Raw genomic sequence first — 23,175 nt, forward strand, 5'->3', positions numbered from 1 at the left:
CCCCGGAGCCTACCCCCACCCCTGACCCGGTGGCGGAGGCTCTGGCGGCCATGACCACCGAAGAGAAGGTGGGCCAGCTGCTGGTGGCGGGCATCGGGGGAACTGGGGCCGGTGAGGATGGCCTTCAGGCGGTCCAGGACTACCAGGTGGGCGGCGTGATCCTCTTTGGCCGGAACGTGGAGAGCGCCGACCAGCTGGCGGACCTGACCAACGAACTGAAAGCGCTCAACGGCGACAACATCCCCCTCTTCCTGTGCGTGGATCAGGAGGGGGGACGGGTGGACCGGATGCCCCCGGAGGTGGACGACCTGCCCTCCGCCTATGACTATATCGCCGGCGGAGGCGATCCTCTGGAGCGGGGGAAGGTGCTGTCCGCCCAGTGCGCCGCATTTGGCTTCAATCTGGACTTCTCCACCTGCCTGGACATCTGGTCCAACCCGGACAACACCGTCATTGGGGACCGGGCTTACGGCAGCGACCCCGACACGGTGACCCGGGTGGGGCTGGCGGTGAACGAGGGACTGGAGCAGGGGGGTGTGATCCCGGTGGTCAAGCACTTTCCCGGCCACGGGGATACCAGCACCGACTCCCATGTAGATCTGCCGGTGGTGGACAAGACGGCGGAGCAGCTGAAGGAATTTGAGCTGATCCCCTTCCAGGCAGCCATTGACGGGGGAACCCCCTGCGTCATGGTGGCCCATATCCTCATGACCCAGATCGACCCCGATTTGCCTGCCTCCCTGTCCCCAGAGGTGGTCACCGGCCTGCTGCGGCAGGAGCTGGGCTTTGACGGGGTGGTGTGTACCGATGATCTGACCATGGGCGCCATCTCCAATACCTACGGCATGGGGGAGGCCACCGTCATGGCGGTGGAGGCCGGGTGCGACCTGCTGCTGGTGTGCCATGAGGCGGACAACCTCACCGCCGCCCGGGATGCTCTGCTCTCGGCGGTGGACGCCGGCCGCATCTCTATGGAACGGCTGGATGAGAGCGTCTACCGTATCCTGTCCCTGAAGCAGGAGTACGGCCTTACCAACCACCTGGTGGGCCAGCCGGATGTGGAGACCCTCAACGTCCAAATTGAAGCCATTTCCTGAAGCAAAGTTCCATATGGCGGGGCCGTCTGTCCGAAAACTGTGGACAGACGGCCCTGTTTTCGTTATGATGGAGGTGAAAGGAGAGAGGAGTATGACACGTCGCGGCCCATCTTTTTTAAAATGGCGGGAGACCCTGCCCTATGTGCCCGTTATTCTGGCGCTCTGTCTGGGGGTGCCCTGGCTGCTCCGACAGCTGGAGGGCAGCGGTATGCCCCTGCTGAGCGGCGCCATCTACGCTCAGGTGCTGCTGCCCATTGGCTGTCTGGCTGTGGGGATGTTCCTGGGCAAACGTCGGGGTTTCTGCCCTCTCTACCCGGTACTGTGCGGGGCGGGGACCTTCGCTGCTGTTTTCCTGCTCTACCACCATGACCGCATGGTACTCCTTCTCTTCTGCGGCATTGCCGTGGCCTTCTCCCTGCTGGGAGTGGCGGCGGGGGCCTGGCCCCGGGAGGAGAAGAAGGGGAGGGGCGGAGGTTGAAAGCGCCCCACAACATGATATAATAGGTCTATCTAATGAAAAATGAGGGATCTGGATGGGAAAAACAGGGGGAAAGTCCATCAGCTTTTTCGGCCTGGTGGCCATGGGCATCGGCTGTATGCTGGGCACCAGCTGGCTGCTGCTTACCGGCACCTGGCTGGACACGGCGGGCGGGCCACTGAATCTGGCGGTGGCCTTTCTTTTGTGCATCATCATTGAACTGCCTTTTGCCTTCGCCTACATGGAGGCCATCCCCATGTTCCCCCTGCCGGGAGGCGAGGTGGTGTACTCCTACGCTGCCTTTGGCCCCAGAGGGGGCTTTGCCGTGGGCTGGGCGGGCATCCTCATGAACACCATCGTGTTCTGCTGGGTGGATCTGGCTGCCATCTCCCTGCTGGACGAGCTGTTCCCCGTTCTGAAGGAGACCGCCGTCCTCTACCATGTGGGGGACTTCCCAGTGACTCTGCCCAACCTGGTCCTCCAGCTGCTGCTGGCGGGGGCCATCCTGTGGGTGCAGATCAAGGGGGCCAATGTGTGCGCCTCCCTGGCCAAGATCGCAACCGTGGTGCTGCTGGTCATGTGCGCCGTCGGGCTGGCGGTGTGCTTTGCCCACTTCGACCCGGCAGTGTATGCTTCGGACGGAGGCATGGAGTTTGACTTTGCCGGTTCGGCCTCCCTGCTCTCCCTGTTGGTGTTCTCGGTGGCCGGGTGGGAGACGGTGTCCAAGGCCGCCGCCGACGCCACCGGCCCCGCCGCCCGCAAGGCGGGAGCCGCCCTCATCACCTGCCTGATCCTGGTTACCGGCATTTTGTGCCTGGTGTCCACCGCCGTGGCGGGCTGTATGCCCTGGACCGAGGCGGTGGGCCGCACCGCCCCCTTTGCCGACGTGCTGGTGTCCATCACCGGCCTGCCCTGGGTGCGGCTGTTGTTCCTGGTTACCGCCTTTGTGGGGGCGGTGGGCGTGATGAACTCCACCCTCTACTCCTCCGCCCAGATGCTTTACGGCCTGTCCCGCTTTGCCCTGGTGTCCCGGAAGTTTGCCGTCCTCCACCCCAAGTACGGTACGCCGGTGCGGTGCATCTGCTTCACCGCCGCCTTTGTGGTGCTCACCCCCTTCACCGGCAAGCTGTTCTTCATCCCCTTTATCAATGTGGCCTCTTTGACCACCATTGTCATGTGGGTCATGTCCTTTGCCGCCGTGCTGTGGTTGCGGAAAACCCGCTCCGGCCTCCGTCGGCCGGTGTCCATGCCCGGCGGGAAGGTGACGGCGGTGCTGGGCGTTCTGGCCTCGGTGTTCCTGGCGGGCAACATCCTGCTGCCCATGAGTCCCGGCGCCCTCAGCGGCCTGGAGTACGGCCTGGCGGCGGCTCTGGCAGTGCTGGGCTGGGTGCTCTACCAGTTCCGGGACCGGTCCGTGGGCGCCGCAGAGCAGGAAAAGCTGATTTTCGGGGATCTTCTGGCAGAAGAATTGCCCCCGACCCCTTGCAAAATCAGCAAAAAATGATATACTAATGCCCACTGAGACTATTTTGAGGAATCGAGGAATGTAGCCATGGAACGCACCAAAATCGCGCAGATTTTCGCGGACCAGGAGCAGTTCGGCGGCAAGGAGATCACCGTCTGCGGCTGGGCCCGTACCATTCGTGATATGAAGAGCTTCGGCTTTGTGGAGCTGAACGACGGCTCCTGCTTCAAGAATTTGCAGGTGGTCCTGGACGCCAATGTGCTGGACAACTATAAGGAGATCGCCGGTCAGAATGTGGGCGCCGCCCTCATTGTCACCGGTACCGTGGTCCTGACCCCCGAGGCCAAGCAGCCTCTGGAGATCAAGGCTGCCAAGATCCAGGTGGAGGGCACCTCCACTCCTGACTACCCCCTGCAGAAGAAGCGCCACAGCGTGGAGTACCTGCGTACCATCCAGCACCTGCGGCCCCGCACCAACCTGTTCTCCGCCACCTTCCGGGTGCGCTCCGTGGCCGCCCACGCCATCCACTGCTTCTTCCAGGACCGGGGCTTTGTGTACGCCCAGACTCCGCTGATCACCGCCTCTGACTGTGAGGGCGCCGGCGAGATGTTCCAGGTCACCACTCTGGACCTCCAGAACGTGCCCAAGAACGAGGACGGCACTGTGGACTATACCAAGGACTTCTTCGGCAAGAAGGCCAACCTCACCGTATCCGGCCAGCTCAACGCCGAGAACTTTGCTATGGCCTTCGGCAACGTGTACACCTTCGGTCCTACCTTCCGGGCGGAGAACTCCAACACCCAGCGCCATGCCGCCGAGTTCTGGATGATCGAGCCTGAGATGGCCTTCGCCGACCTGAACGACTATATGGATACCGCCGAGGCCATGATCAAGTATATCATCAACACCGTCATGGAGAAGTGCCCCGACGAGATGAACTTCTTCTCCTCCTTCGTGGACAAGGGCCTGAAGGAGCGGCTGGAGCACGTGGCCAACTCTGACTTTGGCCGCGTTACCTACACCGAGGCGGTGGAGCTGCTCAAGCAGAACAACGACAAGTTCGACTACAAGGTGGAGTGGGGCTGCGATCTGCAGACCGAGCACGAGCGCTATCTCACCGAGCAGATCTTCAAGCGCCCCGTGTTTGTCACCGACTACCCCAAGGACATCAAGGCATTCTATATGCGCCTCAACGACGACGGCAAGACCGTGGCTGCCGCCGACTGTCTGGTGCCCGGCATCGGTGAGATCATCGGCGGTTCCCAGCGTGAGGAGCGCCTGGAGCTGCTGGAGAGCCGCATCAAGGAGCTGGGCATGAACCCCGAGGACTACTGGTGGTACCTGGACCTGCGGCGCTACGGCTCCTGCCGCCACGCCGGCTTCGGCCTGGGCTTCGAGCGGATGGTCATGTACCTCACCGGCGTGTCCAACATCCGCGACGTGGAGCTGCATCCCCGTACTGTGGGCAACGCTGATTTCTAATTTCAAAGGAAAGAGGGCCCCTATGTGGTACTGTTTCGTGCAGCTCCACGTCGGGGCCCCATTTTAAATGGGGCGGCGCTTGCGCCGTACAAGTGTTTTGGCCGTGGGGCAAAACCTTGGCGCAGGGCGGATTCATTCCGCCCGCGCAGGATCAAAAGGGGTCCCCGGACACGCCAGCGTGTCCGGGGCGGAGCTGCATCCCAGAACGGTGGGTAATGCCGACTTCTAATTTCAAAGGAAAGAGAACCCCGATGGGTCGCTGCATCGAGCAGCGTCTCATCGGGGCTCTTTTTTATCCCTCCAGCAGAGGCAGCAGCTGATTGTGGCAGATCCACTCATCGTTGTACTGGTTGCGTACGATGGTTTTGGCGTTCAGGCTCCGGTCCTCCCGCATCAGATTGACGATGGCCCGCCCGTGCTCCTCATAGTAGGCCTGCTCGGAGGGAGAGTAGCTCTCGTGGGTGTCAAAGCCGAAGTTCCGGGCATCCCACCGCATGAAATAGGCCCCCAGGCTCTCTCCCAGCTCCTTCAGGGCGGGGACGGCCTGGTTGAGCACCAGGAAATTGCCCCGGCTGGCGGCCTCCAGCACGGTGAGACCGAAGGACTCGGAGTAGGAGGGGCAGATGAACAGGTTGGACAGCTGGAACAGCTCAAACACCCCCTGCCGGGGGAAGCCGTCGGGGAAACCGATGCCCGAGGTGAAGAGCAGGTCCTCGTCCCGCAGACCGTACTTTTTGCCCTCGGTGCGGATCATGGCCTTGTAGACTTTGGGCGGGATGTCGGCGCTGGGAAAGTCGCAGAAGATGACCTTGATGTCCTGTTCTGTGGCAGTGCGGATGGCGCCCGCCAGGGCGGCCACCTTTTCCAGCCGCTTGCCGGTGGTGAGCCGGGCGGGGTAGACCGCCAGCAGGTCGGGCCGGGTCAGATCCATGTGCCGGGCCACCGTCTGTACCGCCTCGCTCATGGAGGGGATCAGGGGCAGGGTATTGTAGACCACGGCGCACCGCCCCTCCGGCACGTCGTACTGCCGGGCCAGGGCCGGGATGCCCGAGCGGGTGGGGTAGACAAATTTGGTCCGGGGCAGGTCGGTAAACCGGGCGGAGAAGGGGTATTCCATCTCCTGGGGTCGGGCTGCCGGAAAGGAGTGGGTGAAGGCCAGAAACCGCAGGTGGGGCAGCTCCTGCTGTGCCTTGCGGACGGCGATGTTGTGGACCAGGTGCCAGCCCTGGTAGAGAATGTCGTGGAGGATGCACACGTCCACATCCTTTAAATGGGTCACAAAGTCTTTGGCGATGTGGTCGGCCTCCTCAAAGAAGGTGTCGTGAACCTGTCCGGTGGGGGAGGAGTAGTCGTGCCACTGGATGGGCTGCCCGTGGAGGGTGTTGGTGATTTTGACCCACTCCAGCCGCTCATCTGCAAAAATGCCGGTCCGCTCCCCATCGGGGCAGGTTTCACTGACCAGCATTTTCACCGACACCCCGGCCTCCAGCAGCATCCGGATCTGGTCCGCCGCCACATTCACCAGGGAGTAGGTGGGGGACAGGCCGGAAAACATGGTCAACAGGGCCACCTTCATACCAAATACCTCCTTGTCCAGATGGAAAACTGTGGCGCGGCAGAATCCTTTGCCGCGCCACGGTTGGATTTAGGGCATATCGCCGTCACAGAGGCAGTCGTCAAAGAGCTCCAGCTTCTGCTTCAGAATGAGTTCCAGACCGGAGACCGCGTCCACCATGGACTCCACAGACTTGTTGGCCTGCAGAATGGTCTCGGTTCTGAGATCCTCAAAAGATAAGATCTTTTGCAGCTTCTCCCCCTCGGCGTTGAGAATGTGGGACAGGGCCGCCTGCTGGAGGGCCACCGACTCAAACAGGTCAGTGATGGCCTGACTCCGGGGCTGCGGGACCGCCGTGGTGGTGGAAGTGGTGCTGGTGGTGGAAGTGGTAGTCGTAGTGCTGGTCGTGGTACTGGTCGTGCTGGTGGTCGTGGTCGTACTGGTAGTAGTCGTAGTCGTGGTCGTAGTTGTGGTGGAAGTGCTGCTGGAGGTGGTGGAGCTGGTGGTCACCAGACAGCCGGTGGGCTCGGGCAGCTCGCCCTCAAACAGCTCGTTGTGGCTCTCGGCGTTGCCGGCGTAGCTGTCAAAGATGATGTTGCCGTTGATCTGGCTGAAGGTGGTTGCCGCTGCGGCAAAGGGGGCCAGGACGGAGCCGTAGATGGCGGTGGTGCTGTTGGACCAGGTCAGGGCCTCAGGGAAGTTCCACAGGATCTTCCGGGCGTTCTCCCGGGTGGCGGTGATGCCGTTGCGGAAGATCTGGTAGCTGCCGTACAGGATGTTGGTGCTGGTCACATTGATGAGGATGGTGGAATTGATGGGGGCGATGATGTTGATGCCGTTGAGCTGGGCCAGAGACAGGCCGGAGCCGTACAGGTTGGCGCTGTCCAGCTGGAAGATGTTCAGAGTCTCATCGGTGCCGGTGAGGTTGAGCTGGCCGAACACCACGGTACCGGTACCGTTGGCCTCCAGAGAGCCCCAGAAGAGGGAAGCGCATTTCAGGTAGCGCTCCGCCTCGGCAAAGTCGATAGGCGTACCGGTGGTCAGGGCGCCGTTGGGGTTGCCCATGGTGTAGTTGATTACCGTGCTGGTGGGGCTGATGACGGTGTTGCCGCTGGCGTTGGAGCCGCCGGACACGTTGACGGCGCCGCCCACCACAAAGGACGGGTCGGTGCCTGCCGGAGGCAGAGGGGTGATGCCTGCGCCCACGCCGTAGTTGCTCAGCACGGCGTTGTCGCCCACGGCCACCCGGCCCTCTGCGTCGGTGTTGCTCAGGCTCAGATTGCCGAATACGAATACGTTATAGTCATTGGCAAGGCCAAAGTTGATTGCTATAATGGGTCCTCCCATGGTGTGGTATGAGGGTATCTCATGTGTGGTCCATGTTACGCGGCGTATCCCCGTTTGGTTCCAAAAAGGCGGGACTCCATGAAGGAGCCCCGCCTTTGGTGGATTGATTATTCCTGAACAGGCTCCTCGGCGGGCTTGCACAGGCAGCCGTCAAAGACGGACAGTTTGGAATGAAGGATCATTTCCAGTCTGGACACGGCGTTGACCATGGACTCCACCGACTTGTTGGTGGCAAGCAGCACATCGGGGGTGACGTCCTCCAGGGCGACCATCTTCTGGATCTTCTCACCCTCGGCATTGAGGATGTGGGACAGAGCGGTCTCCTGAAGCGCCACAGACTCGATGATATCGGTGATGGCCTGGGTACGGGTAGTGGTGCTGGAGGTGATAACGGGCATTCCCATAATAGCGTATGCTCCTTCAAGTGTATTGAGCGTCTGCTCGCAGTATGCCGGAGAGAAAGGGTGACAAAAAAGAGCGCCCTGCATGATGCAGAGCGCTCTCTGAAAGGGGATCAGATCTTCTGTTCAATGGACTTGGAGTCCACCTCGTCCTTCAGCTGCTGAGCGAAGGCATCCAGGGACATGACGGTCTGCTGGCCATGGCGGTTGCGGACAGCCACGTCGCCGGTCTCGGCTTCCTTGTCGCCCACCACCAGCATATAGGGGACTTTCTCCAGCTGGGTGTCCCGAATCTTCTTGCCGATCTTCTCGTTGCGGTGGTCGGTCTCCACACGGTAGCCCAGCGCATCCAGCTTGGCGGCCACCTGGTTGGCGTAGTCGGCAGCGCGGTCGGTGATGGGCAGCACCTTTACCTGCACGGGGGCCAGCCAGGTGGGGAAGGCACCGGCGAAGTGCTCAGTGATAACGCCGATAAAGCGCTCGATGGAACCCAGCACCACCCGGTGGAGCATGACGGGACGGTGCTTCTGGCCGTCCTCACCGGTGTACTCCAGCTCAAACCGCTCGGGCAGCTGGGAGTCCAGCTGGACGGTGCCGCACTGCCAGGTGCGGCCCAGGGAGTCAGCCAGGTGGAAGTCCAGCTTGGGGCCATAGAAGGCGCCGTCGCCCTCGTTGACCTCAAACTCCTTGCCCATATCGGTGATGGCCTCTTTCAGGATGTTCTGGTTGTGCTCCCACTGCTCCACGGTGCCGATGTGATCCTCGGGCATGGTGGACAGCTCGATCTTGTAGGGCAGGCCAAAGACGGAGTAGACCTCGTCAAACAGCTTGACCACGTTCTTGATCTCGTCCTTCAGCTGGTCCTGGGTCATGAAAATGTGGGCGTCGTCCTGGGTGAAGCAGCGCACCCGGAACAGGCCGTGGAGGGCGCCGGACAGCTCGTGGCGGTGGACCAGGCCCAGCTCACCCACCCGCATGGGCAGGTCCCGGTAGGAATGGGGTTCGCTGGAGTAGACCAGCATACCGCCGGGGCAGTTCATGGGCTTGATGGCGAAGTCGGTGTCGTCAATGACGGTGGTATACATATTGTTCTTATAGTGATCCCAGTGGCCGGACCGCTCCCACAGCTGCCGGTTGAGCATCATGGGGGTGGAGATCTCCACATAACCGTAACGCTTGTGGACCTGACGCCAGTAGTCGATCAGGGTGTTGCGCAGCACCATGCCCTTGGGCAGGAAGAAGGGGAATCCGGGGCCCTCGTCCCGCAGCATGAACAGGCCCAGCTCACGGCCCAGCTTACGGTGGTCCCGCTTCTTGGCCTCCTCAATGCGCTGCAGGTAGGCATCCAGCTCATCCTTCTTGGGGAAGGCGATGCCGTAGATACGCTGGAGGGTCTCCCGGTTGGAGTCGCCCCGCCAGTAGGCGGCGTTGCAGGCGGTCAGCTTGATGGCGTTGCCCTTGATGCGGCCGGTGGAGTCCAGGTGGGGGCCGGCGCACAGGTCGGTGAATTCACCCTGCTTGTAGAAGGAGATATGGGCGTCCTCCGGCAGGTCGTTGATCAGCTCCACCTTGAAGGGCTCCCCCTTCTCCTCCATGAACTTGAGGGCCTCCTCCCGGGGCAGCTCAAACCGCTCCAGCTTCAGCTTCTCCTTGCAGATCTTGCGCATCTCGGCCTCAATCTGCTCCAGGTGCTCGGGGGTGAAGGCGAAGGGAGCGTCCATATCATAGTACCAGCCCTCGTCGATGGAGGGGCCGATGGCCAGCTTCACCTCGGGCCACAGGCGCTTCACGGCCTGAGCCATCACATGAGAGCAGGTGTGCCAATAGGTCTGGCGGTATTCAGGGTTCTCAAAGGTAAATTCGTTCTTGACTTCTTCGGACATAAATAAAACCTCCTTGTAAATTGGGGCGGAGGGTAAAGAAAACGCCTCACCCCTGTCGGTCAGGGGTGAGGCGTAAAAAACGTCCCACGGTTCCACCCTGCTTGCATAGAGCGCGGAGGCACCCGGGAGCAGGTGACTAAGGCCGGAGCGAAGCGAAATACCAAAAAGCAAAAGGGCTTTTTGGTGTTTTGCGCAGTCGCAGGACTTAGGCGCCGTCGCGGAGGGCGCGCAGCGTGACTTCATGCCGCTTGTGACTTTCTGTAACGGGAAAGCCCCGGCCCGGTCGTCCCGGGCGGCTCAGGAGTGGTACAGCCGCTGCGTGTCGTGGAGCCCTTCCACCAAATGGACTCCTCTCTGTCCGCCGCTGTGCGGTTTCTTCTCCGTCGTTGCCATTTTAACAACGAAACTATAGCACCAAACCACACGGCTGTCAAGCCAAAATCGGGGAAAGAACCGGCGAAGGACCGGGAGAAAAATATGGGAATTGAAATTAACAGTTTATTCACAATGAATACACGATTTGGCCTTATTTACAGGGTATGATACAGACAGATTCAGAGATGAATCGAAAGCGAGACCATCCTCCCAAAACCAATTCCTCTCTTATCCCTCTCCAACACCTTTGCAACACACACAACACACACCCGAAAAGCCCCGGCCATACGGCCGGGGCTTTTCGGTATTATAAGAGAAAAAAGAGTGCGCCGCAGAGTAACTGCGGCGCACCCAAGAGAGGGTAAACTTACTTGCCGGGGTGAGCGGCCTTCCAGTCGCGGTTGAAGCGATGCTCGTTGACGATGAGCACCAGCACCACGTTGACCAGAGCCACGCCGGCGAACACCAGATAAGCCATCTTGATCTCGCCGCCGGTCATCTTCTGCACCATGCCATTGACCAGGAAGCACAGAGCAGTGATAGCGCCCTGGATGGGGAAGATCACGCTGTTCACCTTATCGAAGCCCTGACGGCCGAAGATGGAGGTGGGCAGGGAGGTGGTGAAGTTGGCGGAGCCGCCGATGCCCATGGCGATCATGAACAGGGAGACGTACACCAGGGGGGAGGAGCTGTCAGTGGCGCCGAAGTTGCACAGCAGGGCGATGGCATACCAGATGCCGAAGCCAACCATGGTCTTCTTGGTGCCGATCTTGTCATCGATGATGCCGATGATCCAGGAACCGACCACGCCGCCCAGGGCCAGGATGGTCATGACGTTCATAGCGGCCTGGGGAGTGAAGCCCAGCTGAATGTTACGGGTCACCAGCTGGCTCATAACGCCCACAGAGCAGATCTGGAAGAAACCGGTGGTGATAGCGGCCAGCCACAGCTCCTTGGTCTTGAGCAGCTTGCCGGTGGTCCAGCCGCCGTCGCCCTCCACGGCGTCGGTGGTATCGTACTCGTTCTTGTAGACCTCGTCGGAGACGTTGTCGGGGTTGATGCCGCGCTCCTGGGGAGTGTTGCGGATGAAGAGCATACCCAGGATGCCGAGCACGATGGCAGCGACGCCGATGGGCACGATGCCGCCGGGGAAGTTTGCGCCCACGTTGGACAGGTCAGCGCCGCCCACGCTGGTGGCAACAGCGGTGGGAGCGATCAGGATGGCAACCAGCTGCACATAGAAAGCGGAAGCGAAGTTGTGGCCCATGGTGGTGTAGCCCATGACCACGCCCTTCTTCTTGGGGAACCAGGTAGCAACCAGGGTGCCGCCAGCCACATAACCGGCGGACATGATGCTGCCGTACACGAAGCACATCGCAATGGTATATACGGCAATGTTGGGAGCGCTGCAGGCAATGATGTAGGTGATACCGGAGATAATACAGCACACGCCGGAGGTAATGCGGGCGCCAGCCTTGCGGTTGATCTGGCCCACCACGATGAAGAACACCACGCCGATGATACCAGCCAGGGAGTTCATGTTCATGATGTCGCCCTGCTCCAGACCCAGGCGGGCGGCTACGTTGGGGGCGGTGATGTTAGCGCCGTCGTTGCACATACCAACGTACAGGAAAAACATCAGCAGGCAATAGATGATGACAACCCAGCCTGCGCCGAAGTTGACGACGGAATTCTTATTACCGTCGCGGAGATTTTGTTTCGCCATTTATTTTCCCTCATCTCTAAATGGTTTGGATCAGGACAAGTGCCGGCAAGTCCATTCCTTGTTGCAGCTATACTTTATCGATTTGGAGGCTTTTGTGCAATCCCCACAAGTTGGTGAGTTACTAACCAATAAGTACATAGTAACCAAGAAGTAAGTATCTAATTTTGTGTAAATTATATAAAATAATAGTTAAAGATTTGACAAAGAGGTGCGAATAAATTTTAGTATAAATTATGGAATGTTCAGTATGCACAAATTTCGGATATAAAATTTGGAGGCGTATGGCGGCAAACCTGCATAACATGAGGGCGGCGCAAAAAAACGCACAAAAGAAAGCGGTACAGTTGGTCATTGTGCAATGTGTTCAGAAAGAGCGTGAAGGCGCTGTAAACGCGGAAAAAGCCAAATGAGTCATTCTATACACGGGGCGGAAAAACGGCGTACAGAGGCGCTGCGGGCCTCACGGAGAGGACAACTGATAAAAATAAGAAAAGGACCGGGAAACCGGCGCGGCTCCGCCGCGTCGGTATGTTCCCGGTCCTTTTGCAGGAAAACTTGTGAAATTACTTCAGGCTGAGGATCTCGCGGGCCTCGTCGGGCGTGGCAACCTGCTTGCCGAACTCCTCAATGACGCGGCGGGCACGGTCCACGAACTGGACGTTGCTCTGAGCCAGCTGGCCCTTGGCGTACATGACGTTGTCCTCCATGCCCACGCGGATGTGGCCGCCCAGGGCCACAGCGCCGTACAGCATGGTCATGGCGGAGTGACCCACGCCGAAGCAGCTCCAGGTGGAGCCGGGGCAGAGGGACTCCATGGTCTCCTTCATGAAGATCAGGTTCTTCATGGTGCCGGGGATGCCGTTGGCGCAGCCCATGCAGAACTGGAAGTGGAGGGGCCCCTTGAGGACGCCCTTCTTCAGGTAGTACTGGGCGTTGGCGATCATGCCGGGGTCAAAGGCCTCGATCTCGGGCTTAACGCCCCACTCCTGCATATTCTTGCCCAGCTCCTCCAGGAAGGCGGGGGGGTTGAGGAAGAGGGAGGTGTGCAGCCAGTTCATGGAGCCGCAGTCGTAGGAACCCATCTCGGGGCGCAGCTCCTTCAGGTGGATCTGGCGGGTCTCGTCGGTGGCGTTCAGGTCGCCGGAGGTGGTCATGTTCAGGATGATGTCACAGTCGGGGTGGTTGGAGCGGAGCAGCTCCACGGTCTGGCGGAACTTCTCCTTGTCCATGGTGCCCTTGCCCTGGTCGTCGCGCATATGCAGGTGAGCCACAGCAGCGCCGGCCTTCCAGCAGGCGTACACGTCCTCGGCGATCTCAGCGGGAGTCATGGGCACGTTGGGGTTGTTCTCCTTGGTGGGCCAGGCACCGGTGGTGGCCACGGTGATAATAGTCTTATTCTTCAGATCAGCCATGATCGTTCAAAGTCCTTTCTGAATGAGGATACCGCATAAAGCGGCGGGCGACTGCCCGCCGCTTTACGTTCGGCATGGAATGGGATGGAAGGGAATTAGGAAAGTTATTGGAACAAAGGATTACTTGTTGCGGTTGAAGAGCTTCTGCATATACTCCAGGCCGCTGGCGCCGTGGCCGTCCTCATCGGCATAGCCGGTGCCGCCGTACTTGTAGGTGCGGTCGGGCACGGAGGGATCGATGTTCTCCTCGTCGATGTAAGCCACGCAGCGGGACATGGCGCCGTCGCCCATGTACCAGCGCAGGGGGAAGCAGAAGAACTGGAACACGGTGCCGGGCTTGATCTTGTCCAGATCGCCGCCCAGATTCTCAACGCCCACGATGCCGTGGCCCAGCATCTCCTTGTGGCAGGGCTCCCAGGTGCCCCACACGCCCAGGTTCTCCAGCTCGCCGAACTTCTCGTCGTAAGCGGCCTGGCCGTGGATGCGGATGTACTCGAACTTATCGAACTCAGCATAGGCCTCCTCGCCGAAGAGCTCCTTGTACTCCTCGGTGATGGGCTTGCCGGTGGCGCCCAGCAGGTTCATGCGGGTCATGCCGTTGTTGCCCATGGCGGTGTGCAGGGGGTGATCCAGAGCCTGGCCGTCCATAGCCACGCACTTCACGCCGTGCTTCACGAACCACTTGCCGGCGTCGATGCCGGTGCCGATGGCGTAGTGATAGTAAGCCTTGGAGTCGTCGAACAGGCGGTGCATACCGGTGTTCAGGCACAGAACCTTGCCCTTCAGGGAGGCGGGATCCACGCCCCACTTCTTGCAGGCCTCGTCCAGGTGCTTGTCGGTGATCAGGGTCCAGGGCTCCACGTCCAGCTTCAGCACAACAGCCTCGCCGGTGTAGGCGTCGATGGGCATCTCGTGGGTGTAACGAGCGCGGCGGCCGTCGAACTCGTACTCCATGACGTGACGGGGAGCGTCGCAGTGGGTGCCGGTGTGCATGGTGCAGGTGATCTTGGAAGTCAGAACGCCGCCCTTGGCCATGGTGTGAGCGTTGGTGATTTCGGGCTTGTCGAAGTAGGGCCAGCGGGGGATCTCAGCGCTGAAGGGGTGGGTCAGATCAACATAAACTTTACCCATAACAGGTGCCTCCTTAAATAATATACAAATGCTTGTGGATAGGCCGGATGTCTTACTTGCCGTACAGCATCCGGATCAGGTACTCGTTCAGATCGGCGTTGGCCTTGGCCACCTGCTCGGGAGTCCACTTCTGGAAGCCCTCGCCGGTCTTGAAGCCGATCTTGCCTTCATCCCGCAGCTGCTTGAGCAGGGGAGAGGGCTTGTGGGAATCCTCCAGGTCCTGGAGGATGTAGTCGTGGATATTGTAGGTCAGGTCGGTGCCCACCATGTCGGCGTTCTCCATGGGGCCCAGCTGGGGCAGACGGAGGCCGAAGGAGTAGCGGACCGCCTCGTCCACGGTGGCGGCGTCGGCGATGCCGTTCTCCACGATGGAGATGGCCTCACGCCACAGGGCGTGCTGCATCCGGTTGGCGATGAAGCCGGGGACGTCCTTCTTGCACAGCACGGGCTTCTTACCCACGGAGCGCAGGACCTCCATGACAGTCTGAGCGGTCTCGTCGGAGGAAGCGTCGGACTTAACCACCTCCACCAGGGGGATCAGGTGGCCGGGGTTCCAGAAGTGGGTGCCCACGAAGCGCTCACGGTGCTTGAGCTCGGCGGAGATCTCGCTGGGGCTCATCACGGAGGAGTTGGTGCAGAAGATGGTGTCCTCGGCGCAGCGCTCTTCCAGCTTGGCGAAGGTCTCGCGCTTGATCTTCATGTCCTCGAACACGGCCTCGATGACGAAGTCGGCGTTCTTGACGATGTCGCTGTCAATATCGTTGGTGAAGGAGATGCGGGAGAGCCGGTCAGCCAGCTCCTCCTCGGTGATGACGCCCTTCTCCACCAGCTGCTTGGTGTTGGTGCGGATACCGGCTTCCACATCGGTGGGGTACAGGTCGTACATACCCACCTGGAAGTCGGGGTTGGAAGCGAACACGAAGCCGATGTTCTTGCCCATCATGCCCGCGCCGCAGATCAGGATATTCTTAATGTTCTTCATTGCGTTATGCCGTCCTTCCCGTCAAGCGGAAATTACACCACCAGGTAACCGCCGGAGCAGTCGCAGTTGCTGCCGGTGATGAAGTTGGAGGCGTCGGAGGACAGGAACAGAGCGTAGCCAACGAAGTCGTCGGGCTCGCCCAGGCGGCCGATGGGCTCGCGGTTCAGGAAGTTCTTGTACACGGCGGACTCGGGATCGAACATCCACTCGGTCAGGTCGGAGCGGAACACGGTGGGGCAGATGGAGTTGACGTTGATGTGGTACTTGGCGGACAGGTCGCAGGCCAGGCAGGAGACCATCAGGTCAGCGCCGCCCTTGGAAGTGCAGTAACCGGTGTAGCCGGCCATGCCGCGCTTGGAACGCTGAGAGGTCACGATGACCATCTTGCCGCGCTTGGTGTTGTCGGCCTCGTACTGAGCCACCATCTGATGGGCAACGTACTTGGTTACGATGTACACGCTCTTACAGTCAGCGTCCATGATGTACTGCCAGTCGGCAACGGACTGATCCAGCACGTTCTGGGGCTTGTTGTAGCCGTGGGAAACAGCCAGGATGTCGATGCAGCCGTACTGAGCCACGCAGGCCTTCACCAGAGCGTCCACATCCTCTTCCTTGGCGGGGTCGGCCACGAAGTAAGCGCAGTCAATACCCTCGGCCTTGAACTCGTCCTCCAGAGCCTTCAGCTTGGCGTCGTTGCGGCCAGTCATGAAGACCTTGGCACCGGCGTAGCCGTAAGCCTTAGCCAGCACGCAGCCCAGAGCGCCGGTAGCGCCGGTGACCAGGGCCACCTTGTCCTTAACGGAGAACATATTCTCAACGAAATCCTTCTTCACGGGAACCATGATGATTTCCTCCTTATATCGAATGAGTGGTCAAATGTCTGTTCCGCAACCGGATCAGGCGTTGGGGTAGTTGATGATGACCAGCATACGGGCGGGCAGGTTGCTCTCGTTCTTCAGGCCACGGCCCTCGTTGGGGGGGAAGGAGATGGACTCGTTCTTGTGGATGACATACTTCTTGCCGTCCTTATCGGTGACAGTCATCTCGCCCTCCAGGACGTAGTAGACCTTCTCAAGCGGGTTGTCCTCGTAAGCCCACTCAGCACCGCCGCCGGGCAGGAAGGTGGAAACGCCAACCCAGAACTTCTCAGCACCGGTCTCTTCCTTGCCGTGAATACGCATGGCGACGCAGCCGAAGTGGCCGGCGGCCTCATAAGTCTTGAGCTCCTCAACAGTACGCTTAACCATTTGAAATCCGCTCCTTTAAATAAAATATTTCATGTTTTTGGGATCTCTGCCAGGCCCTTTGGCCTAAGCACTTTGTCTGGTTATAGTGTAGCCACGACGCGGCTTTTGTGCAATACGCACAATTATGTAAGTAGGTAACTTGCGGGTTTGCACCCACCGAATGGTAAGTGTCGGAAAGTTGTAAAATTGGACAAAAGGGGCGAAAATAAAATGTGCAAAAAAGCTAAAACGGATGACGGAATGATACACCGTTGTTAAAGCTGCACAAATTCTTTGTTAAAATTTTGGCATACATAACGCGGAAGTCTGGACTGCTATCTTGTGGTGAACTGGCGGCTGTGTTATCATGATATCAGTGGAGCCAGAGCGGCTCCTCTGCGTAAATCCGGGAAGAGAAAGAGGTAACTGCTTGTGTGGAACGATCATTTTGACACACCGACAAATCCCTACCACTATGTGCTGCACTGCATCGGCGGGAAGTGGAAGATGACCATCCTCCATGAGATCCACACCTACGGGAGCATTCGCTTTAACCAGACGTTGAAGGCTCTGCCCATTTCCGAGAAAGTGTTCAGCCAGCAGTTGAGGGAGCTGGTGGAGGCGGGACTGATCCGCCGTATCTCCTACGACACCATTCCGCCCAAGGTGGAGTATGTGCTCACCCCCAGTGGAGAGCAGCTCATCCCCGCGCTGGACGCTCTGTATATCTGGAGCATCCGGCAGATGGACGAACGGGGTATCCCCATCGACTCTGACGCCTTTGTAGTCCATACCTCCAGCAAGTACACCGAGGAACTTCAGGACATTATGGCGGCCAACGATTTTAACCCGGACCGGAAGCGCCAGGGGCGGGACCGGAGCGAGAATCGGGACTGAGCAGCCCCGACCAATTCACAAAGACCCTGCTGAAGCCGGCCTTTGCCGGGTTTCAGCAGGGTTTTGTTTCTCCTGGCCTGGGAGACGTTGCAATCGGGACCGGTTTGGGGTATCATATTCGCTAGAAAAAGATCCTGAGCGAAGGAGGCGCGTGATATGCGCGATGGATTTGTAAAAGTAGCCGCCGGCACCCCCAAAATCCGGGTGGCCGACTGCCGTTATAACGCGGAGCAGATCTTTACTCTCATGCGGGAGGCGGACAAGCAGGGCGTGAAGGTGCTGGCCCTGCCTGAGCTGTGCCTCACCGGCTATACCTGTGCCGATCTGTTTCTTCAGCCCACCCTGCTGAGAGGAGCGGAGGAGGGCCTGGCCACCATTCTGGAGGCCACCAAGAATCTGGATATGGTGGCGGCCATTGGTCTGCCCGTATGGAACAAATGGGACAACAAACTGTATAACTGCGCCGCTGTGATACAGAGCGGAGAGATTTTGGGCCTGGTGCCCAAGACCTGCCTGCCCAACTACGGAGAGTTCTATGAGGGGCGGTGGTTCGCCTCGGGGGCCGGGGTGGAGACCAGAATTCCCCTGTGCGGCCAGGAGGTCTCCCTGTCCAGCAACGATCTGTTTGCCTGCGCGGATATGCCCAATCTGGTCATTGGCGTGGAGATCTGCGAGGACCTGTGGGCCCCTGAGCCTCCCTCCATCCGCCTGGCCCGGGCGGGGGCTACCATCATCCTGAACCTGTCGGCCTCCAACGAACTGGCGGGCAAGGCGGCCTACCGCCGGGGCCTGGTGTCCGGCCAGAGCGGCCGGCTGGTATGCGGCTATGTATATGCCGACGCCGGGGAGGGGGAGTCCACCACCGACCTGGTCTTTGCCGGCCACAACATTGTGGCGGAGAACGGCGCCATCCTGGCCGAGCGCCGGTTTGCCACCGGCCTCACCATCAGCGAGATCGACGTGGACCGGCTGGTCTACGAGCGCCAGCGGATGAATACCTATCGGGCCGATCCTTCCCAGGAGTGCTGGCGGATGTCCTTTGACATGGATCTGGCGGATACCCATCTCACCCGGCCCGTGTCCCCCACCCCCTTCGTGCCCCAGGACCAGAGCGACCGGGCGGAGCGGTGCAACGAGATCCTGTATACCGCCGCCCTGGGCCTGAAGAAGCGGCTGGAGCACACCCACGCCAAGACGGCGGTGGTGGGCCTGTCCGGCGGCCTGGACTCCACCCTGGCGGTGCTCATCACCGCGGTGTCCATGGAGATGCTGGACCGGCCTGCCAGCGATATCATTGCGGTGACCATGCCCTGCTTCGGTACCACTGACCGCACCAAGTCCAACGCGGTGCTGCTGGCCGAGCGGCTGGGCTGCACCCTCAAGACCATCGATATTGGGGAGGCGGTGCGCCGCCACTTCAAGGACATCGGCCAGTCCATGGAGGATCACGACGTCACCTTTGAGAACGGCCAGGCCAGAGAGCGTACCCAGGTGCTCATGGATATCGCCAACCAGACCGGCGGCCTGGTCATCGGCACCGGCGACCTCTCCGAGCTGGCCTTGGGCTGGTGTACCTACAACGGCGACCACATGAGCAACTACGCCGTCAACGCCGGTATCCCCAAGACTCTGGTGCGCCATCTGGTCAGCTTTATCTCGGACGACAAGGAGGCGGAGGACCCCCAGCTGTCCACCGTGCTGGCGGATATTCTGGATACCCCCGTGTCCCCCGAGCTGCTCCCAGCCATCGAGGGGCAGATTGCCCAAAAGACCGAGGATCTGGTGGGACCCTACGAGCTCCATGACTTCTACCTCTACTACGCCATCCGCTGGGGCTTCGGGCCCCGAAAGGTGCTGCGGCTGGCGGAGCAGGCCATGGGCAAGCGCTATGACCGCTCCACCCTCCTCAAGTGGCTGAAGAACTTCTATCGCCGGTTCTTCTCCCAGCAGTTCAAGCGCTCGTGCCTGCCCGACGGCCCCAAGGTTGGCTCGGTGGCCCTCAGCCCCCGGGGCGACTGGCGGATGCCTTCCGACGCCATGGCTTCTCTGTGGCTGGAGGAACTGGAGGGTCTGGAGTAAGGTGAACCTCTATTTCGAATTGTTCTGGACCTTCGCCAAAATTGGCGTGTGTACCTTTGGCGGAGGCTATGCCATGCTGCCCATCCTCCAGCGGGAGCTGGTGGAGAAGCGAAACTGGACCACTGAGGCGGAGATGTCCGACTACTTTGCCATCGGTCAGTGTACCCCCGGCATTATCGCCGTCAATACCGCCACCTTTGTGGGCCATAAATTGAAAGGCCCGGTGGGAGGCGTAGTAGCCACCCTGGGGCTGGTGTTTCCCTGCCTGGTCATCATCATGCTCATTGCGGCATTTCTTCAGAACTTTGCCGAGCTGCCGGTGGTGATCCACGCCTTCAATGGTGTGCGGGCCTGCGTGTGCGCCCTCATCCTGTCCAGCGTGCTCAAGCTGCGCAAGAGCACAGTGGTGGATGTGCCCACCGTGATCATCTTTGTGGTGGTGGCCGTTCTGGCAGTGGCGGGCAACTTTGTCACCTTCCCTGCCGGCACCGCTCTGGCGGCGGTGATGGGTTTTGTGACCTCCCCCATCGTGCTGGTGGTGCTGGCCGGGGCGGCCGGACTGTGCGTCCGGGCCGCCAAGGGAGGGCTGAAAGCATGATCTACCTTCAGTTGTTCTTTGAGTTTTTCAAGGCGGGCCTGTTTGCCATTGGCGGTGGCCTGGCCACCATTCCCTTCCTCACCGACATCAGCGCCCGTACAGGTTGGTTCACCGCCGGGGATCTGGCCAATATGATCGCCATTTCCGAAGCCACCCCCGGTCCCATGGGGGTGAACATGGCTACCTATGTGGGATTCCAAACCGGCGGAATTCCGGGAGGCGTTATCGCCACCCTGGGGCTGGTGTGCCCCTCCATCATCGTCATCCTCATCATTGCCGGATTCCTGAAAAAGTTCCGGGAGAGCCGTGGGGTGGATGCGGTGTTTTACGGCATTCGCCCCGCCTCCACTGCCCTCATTACGGCGGCTCTGGTGGAGGTATGCGCCATTGCCCTGGTAAATACCAGCGTGGCCTTCGGGACGGCGGACTTCTTCCACTGGAAGGGCATTGTTCTGGCGGCAGCGGTCTTTGTCTGCCTCCAGGTAAAGCCTCTGAAAAAGCTGCACCCCATTGTGTTTATCGCCGCCTCCGCGGTGATCGGTGCTGTGTTCCAATTCTAAAGAAGCGGGGGCTGTTGCACCCTGGTGCAGCAGCCCCCGCTTTTTATAGGAGAAATGATATGCGTATTGCCAATGTTGTGTCCGACTCCATTGTGGACGGTCCCGGCCTGCGGTTTACCGTCTTTACCCAGGGCTGTCCCCACCACTGTCCCGGCTGCCACAATCCGGAGACCCACGATCCCGCAGGGGGCCGGGAGGCCACGGTAACGGAGCTGGCGGAGCAGATGCTGTCCAATCCCCTGACCGACGGGCTTACCCTCTCCGGCGGGGAGCCCTTTGACCAGGCGGGAGAGTGCGCCGCCCTGGCGGCCCGGGCCAAAGAAAACGGCCTCAATGTGTGGGCCTATACCGGCTATCGCTACGAAACCATGCTGGAGCAGGGAATGCCGGATGTGCTGGCTCTGCTGGAGCAGGTAGACGTGCTGGTGGATGGGCCCTTTGTGGAAAATCTCAAGTCCTACGACGCTTTGTTCCGGGGTAGCACCAACCAGCGGCTCATCGACGTGCCCAAAAGCCGGGAGGCGGGAACGGTGGTGCTGTGGAGCCGGCCCGATCCGCTGGCTCACTTCACCCGGCCGGAGAGCTGAAAAGAGAGGGAATTGTTATGACACAGGAGATCGATCTGGAGACCTGGGCCCGAAAGGAACACTATGCCTTTTTCGCCCCCATGTCCCACCCCTTTTACAGCCTGACCTTCCCGGTGGATGTGACGGCCCTCCGGCGGCGGTGCAAGCAGGAGGGACTGTCCTTTTACTCCGCTATGGTCTTTGGGGTGACCAAGGCCATGGAGGGGGTGGAGGCATTCCTCTACAAGGACCGCAACGGCAGGATCGTGCGCCATGACCGGCTGGTGCCCAGCTTCACCGACCTGAAGGAGGGCAGCGACCTCTTCCACATTGTCACCCTGGAGGCGGGAGAGGATCTGGCCGACTTCTGCCGCCGGGCCAAGGCCGCCTCGGCGGCCCAGACGGAATTCATCACCGCCGGGCCCTGGGCGGAGGATGAACTGATCTACTTTACCTGTCTGCCCTGGTTCCCCATTACTGCCCTGACCAACGAGCGGGATGTGGTGCCCTGGGACTCGGTGCCCCGGGTAAGCTGGGGCCGCTGGGAGGAGCAGGGGGACAGGACCCTGCTCAGCCTCAGTCTGGAACTGAACCACCGCCTGCTGGACGGCGTCCATGTGGGACGCTTCCATCAGGCCCTCTGTGATTGGATGGAGACGCTATGACCTTATCAGATTTCCGGGCCCGCTGGGCGGGCCATATGCCTGGCATACAGGACGTCAAGCAGCAGTACGCGGTGCTGGTGCCTCTGGTGGATGGGCCGAAGGGGCCCAGCCTGCTCTTTGAAGTGCGGGCCAGCACATTGGCCCATCAGCCGGGGGAGGTATGTTTTCCCGGCGGACGAGTGGAGCCGGGGGAGAATCCCCAGGACTGCGCCCTGCGGGAGACCTTTGAGGAGCTGGCAATTCCGCCCCATGAGGTGGAGACTATTGCCCCCCTGGACCGGCTGGTGCAGCAGGGCAAGTTCGTCATGCATCCTTTCCTGGGGATCGTGAGCCCGGCGGGAATGGCCGCTATGGTACCCAGCCCCGCGGAGGTGGACAGTACCTTTCTGGTGCCGGTAGCCTGGCTCCGGGATCACCCGCCCCAGGTCTACTCCTACGAGCTCAAACCCCAGGTGGCGGCGGATTTTCCCTATGACAGCATCGGTTTTCCCCGGGGCTACCGCTGGCGCAGCGGGGAGACCACCGTGCCCGTCTACGCCTGGCCGGACCGGCCCATCTGGGGCCTTACCGGCCGCATCGTCCGCCACCTGATGGAGGAAATGGCATGAGAGCGCCGGAGCAGCTGGGGCCTTACCGCTATGAGCAGTCGGATACCTGCTTTCCCCTGGGGCAGGACAGTCTGGTCCTGGCCTCCTTTGCCACCCTGCGGCGGGGGGATCGGGTGTGCGACCTGGGCTGCGGCGCGGGAGCCCTGCTCCTGCTGCTGGCGGCCCGGCAATCCACATTGGCCCTGTCCGGTGTGGAAATCTCCCCCGAGGACAGCGCTCTGGCCCGCAAAAATCTGACAGAAAACGGTCTGACAGGGGAAATTTACACCGGCGATCTCCGCCAGGTGTGCAAAACGTTATCTGCGGGAGGGTTCTCTCTTGTGATCTCCAACCCGCCCTATTTCAAGGCGGGCAGCGGGGGAGACGGCGGGGCGGCCCGCATGGAGGAGGCCACTTTGACCGACTGGTGCGCCGCTGCCGGACGGCTGGTGAAAAACGGCGGGCGGTTTGCTCTGGTCCACCGGCCGGAACGGCTGGCGGAGCTCTTTACCGCCCTGCAGGGCGGCGGTCTGGAGCCCAAACGGCTCCAACTGATCCAGCATGACGCCGACACGCCCCCCTCTGCCGTTCTGGTGGAGGCGGTGCGCCAGGGCAGGCCGGGACTGGAGGTCCTGCCCACACTACTGATGAACCGGAGGTAAT

General features: G+C 60.6%; 23 protein-coding genes. 13 read left to right on the forward strand and 10 right to left on the reverse strand.

The annotated features are described in order from the left end of the window. From nagZ to asnS, 4 genes are all read left to right on the forward strand, one after another. A partial coding sequence (nagZ, locus tag B5G42_RS11525; protein ID WP_140399851.1) for a beta-N-acetylhexosaminidase occupies positions 1-1,097 on the forward strand: 1,097 nt, incomplete at its 5' end. 91 nt (positions 1,098-1,188) lie between these two features. Further along, positions 1,189-1,575: a hypothetical protein gene (locus B5G42_RS11530; protein WP_087270502.1), complete on the forward strand. Its 387-nt coding sequence runs from the start codon at positions 1,189-1,191 to the stop codon at positions 1,573-1,575. 55 nt (positions 1,576-1,630) lie between these two features. Beyond that, complete coding sequence (locus B5G42_RS11535) at positions 1,631-3,079, forward strand: APC family permease (RefSeq protein ID WP_087270505.1); 1,449 nt, start codon at positions 1,631-1,633, stop codon at positions 3,077-3,079. 48 nt (positions 3,080-3,127) lie between these two features. Continuing rightward, positions 3,128-4,522 (forward strand): asparagine--tRNA ligase, encoded by a 1,395-nt coding sequence (gene asnS, locus B5G42_RS11540; protein ID WP_087270508.1) that lies wholly within the window; start codon positions 3,128-3,130, stop codon positions 4,520-4,522. A 292-nt stretch (positions 4,523-4,814) separates the two neighbouring features. Here asnS and B5G42_RS11545 read toward each other — a convergent pair whose 3' ends face one another. The 5 genes from B5G42_RS11545 to B5G42_RS11575 form a co-directional block, all read right to left on the reverse strand. Then, positions 4,815-6,098, reverse strand: a complete 1,284-nt coding sequence (locus B5G42_RS11545; RefSeq protein ID WP_087270511.1) for a glycosyltransferase — start codon at positions 6,096-6,098, stop codon at positions 4,815-4,817. Positions 6,099-6,167: 69 nt separating this feature from the next. After that, positions 6,168-7,424: a choice-of-anchor A family protein gene (locus tag B5G42_RS18190; RefSeq protein WP_162611096.1), complete on the reverse strand. Its 1,257-nt coding sequence runs from the start codon at positions 7,422-7,424 to the stop codon at positions 6,168-6,170. Between the two features lie 107 nt (positions 7,425-7,531). Next, positions 7,532-7,828, reverse strand: coding sequence for a hypothetical protein (locus B5G42_RS11565; protein WP_087270513.1), 297 nt, complete (start codon positions 7,826-7,828; stop codon positions 7,532-7,534). 110 nt (positions 7,829-7,938) lie between these two features. After that, positions 7,939-9,708, reverse strand: coding sequence for a threonine--tRNA ligase (gene thrS / locus B5G42_RS11570; RefSeq protein ID WP_087270516.1), 1,770 nt, complete (start codon positions 9,706-9,708; stop codon positions 7,939-7,941). A gap of 742 nt (positions 9,709-10,450) precedes the next feature. Further along, on the reverse strand, positions 10,451-11,809 hold the full coding sequence (locus tag B5G42_RS11575) for an MFS transporter (RefSeq protein WP_087270518.1): 1,359 nt from the start codon (positions 11,807-11,809) through the stop codon (positions 10,451-10,453). 281 nt (positions 11,810-12,090) lie between these two features. On the opposite strand from B5G42_RS11575, the gene B5G42_RS18875 reads away from it, so the two are divergent. After that, positions 12,091-12,219 carry a hypothetical protein gene (locus B5G42_RS18875; RefSeq protein WP_275532445.1) on the forward strand — a complete coding sequence of 43 codons (129 nt, stop codon included), beginning with the start codon at positions 12,091-12,093 and terminating at the stop codon, positions 12,217-12,219. A 153-nt stretch (positions 12,220-12,372) separates the two neighbouring features. Here B5G42_RS18875 and B5G42_RS11580 read toward each other — a convergent pair whose 3' ends face one another. The 5 genes from B5G42_RS11580 to B5G42_RS11600 form a co-directional block, all read right to left on the reverse strand. Continuing rightward, positions 12,373-13,221, reverse strand: coding sequence for a 3-keto-5-aminohexanoate cleavage protein (locus tag B5G42_RS11580; RefSeq protein WP_343214223.1), 849 nt, complete (start codon positions 13,219-13,221; stop codon positions 12,373-12,375). Between the two features lie 120 nt (positions 13,222-13,341). Beyond that, on the reverse strand, positions 13,342-14,352 hold the full coding sequence (locus B5G42_RS11585; protein ID WP_087187580.1) for a cyclase family protein: 1,011 nt from the start codon (positions 14,350-14,352) through the stop codon (positions 13,342-13,344). A 52-nt stretch (positions 14,353-14,404) separates the two neighbouring features. Further along, complete coding sequence (locus B5G42_RS11590) at positions 14,405-15,334, reverse strand: 3-hydroxyacyl-CoA dehydrogenase family protein (protein WP_087270521.1); 930 nt, start codon at positions 15,332-15,334, stop codon at positions 14,405-14,407. A 32-nt stretch (positions 15,335-15,366) separates the two neighbouring features. Continuing rightward, positions 15,367-16,176 (reverse strand): SDR family NAD(P)-dependent oxidoreductase, encoded by an 810-nt coding sequence (locus tag B5G42_RS11595; RefSeq protein ID WP_087187582.1) that lies wholly within the window; start codon positions 16,174-16,176, stop codon positions 15,367-15,369. Between the two features lie 54 nt (positions 16,177-16,230). Beyond that, a complete protein-coding gene (locus B5G42_RS11600) occupies positions 16,231-16,581 on the reverse strand; it encodes a cupin domain-containing protein (RefSeq protein ID WP_087187583.1) in 351 nt (116 codons plus the stop codon). A gap of 411 nt (positions 16,582-16,992) precedes the next feature. Here B5G42_RS11600 and B5G42_RS11605 point away from each other — a divergent pair, with 411 nt between their 5' ends. The 8 genes from B5G42_RS11605 to B5G42_RS11640 all read left to right on the forward strand — a co-directional run bounded on the left by B5G42_RS11605 (position 16,993) and on the right by B5G42_RS11640 (position 23,174). After that, positions 16,993-17,457 (forward strand): winged helix-turn-helix transcriptional regulator, encoded by a 465-nt coding sequence (locus B5G42_RS11605; RefSeq protein WP_087270523.1) that lies wholly within the window; start codon positions 16,993-16,995, stop codon positions 17,455-17,457. Between the two features lie 156 nt (positions 17,458-17,613). Next, complete coding sequence (locus B5G42_RS11610; protein WP_087270526.1) at positions 17,614-19,536, forward strand: NAD(+) synthase; 1,923 nt, start codon at positions 17,614-17,616, stop codon at positions 19,534-19,536. A gap of 1 nt (position 19,537) precedes the next feature. Beyond that, a complete protein-coding gene (locus tag B5G42_RS11615) occupies positions 19,538-20,134 on the forward strand; it encodes a chromate transporter (RefSeq protein WP_087270528.1) in 597 nt (198 codons plus the stop codon). Beyond that, positions 20,131-20,694 (forward strand): chromate transporter, encoded by a 564-nt coding sequence (locus B5G42_RS11620; protein ID WP_087270531.1) that lies wholly within the window; start codon positions 20,131-20,133, stop codon positions 20,692-20,694. The genes B5G42_RS11615 and B5G42_RS11620 overlap by 4 nt, the downstream gene beginning before the upstream one ends. A gap of 59 nt (positions 20,695-20,753) precedes the next feature. Then, positions 20,754-21,281, forward strand: a complete 528-nt coding sequence (nrdG, locus tag B5G42_RS11625; RefSeq protein WP_087270534.1) for an anaerobic ribonucleoside-triphosphate reductase activating protein — start codon at positions 20,754-20,756, stop codon at positions 21,279-21,281. Positions 21,282-21,298: 17 nt separating this feature from the next. Continuing rightward, positions 21,299-21,925: a CatA-like O-acetyltransferase gene (locus B5G42_RS11630; RefSeq protein WP_087270537.1), complete on the forward strand. Its 627-nt coding sequence runs from the start codon at positions 21,299-21,301 to the stop codon at positions 21,923-21,925. Beyond that, positions 21,922-22,533 carry an NUDIX hydrolase gene (locus tag B5G42_RS11635; RefSeq protein ID WP_087270540.1) on the forward strand — a complete coding sequence of 204 codons (612 nt, stop codon included), beginning with the start codon at positions 21,922-21,924 and terminating at the stop codon, positions 22,531-22,533. The genes B5G42_RS11630 and B5G42_RS11635 overlap by 4 nt, the downstream gene beginning before the upstream one ends. Beyond that, positions 22,530-23,174, forward strand: a complete 645-nt coding sequence (locus B5G42_RS11640; protein ID WP_087270543.1) for a tRNA1(Val) (adenine(37)-N6)-methyltransferase — start codon at positions 22,530-22,532, stop codon at positions 23,172-23,174. The genes B5G42_RS11635 and B5G42_RS11640 overlap by 4 nt, the downstream gene beginning before the upstream one ends. The last annotated feature ends 1 nt before the right edge of the window (position 23,175 follow it).

It is taken from the genome of Flavonifractor sp. An91 (assembly GCF_002159225.1).
Lineage (GTDB): Bacteria > Bacillota > Clostridia > Oscillospirales > Oscillospiraceae > Flavonifractor > Flavonifractor avicola.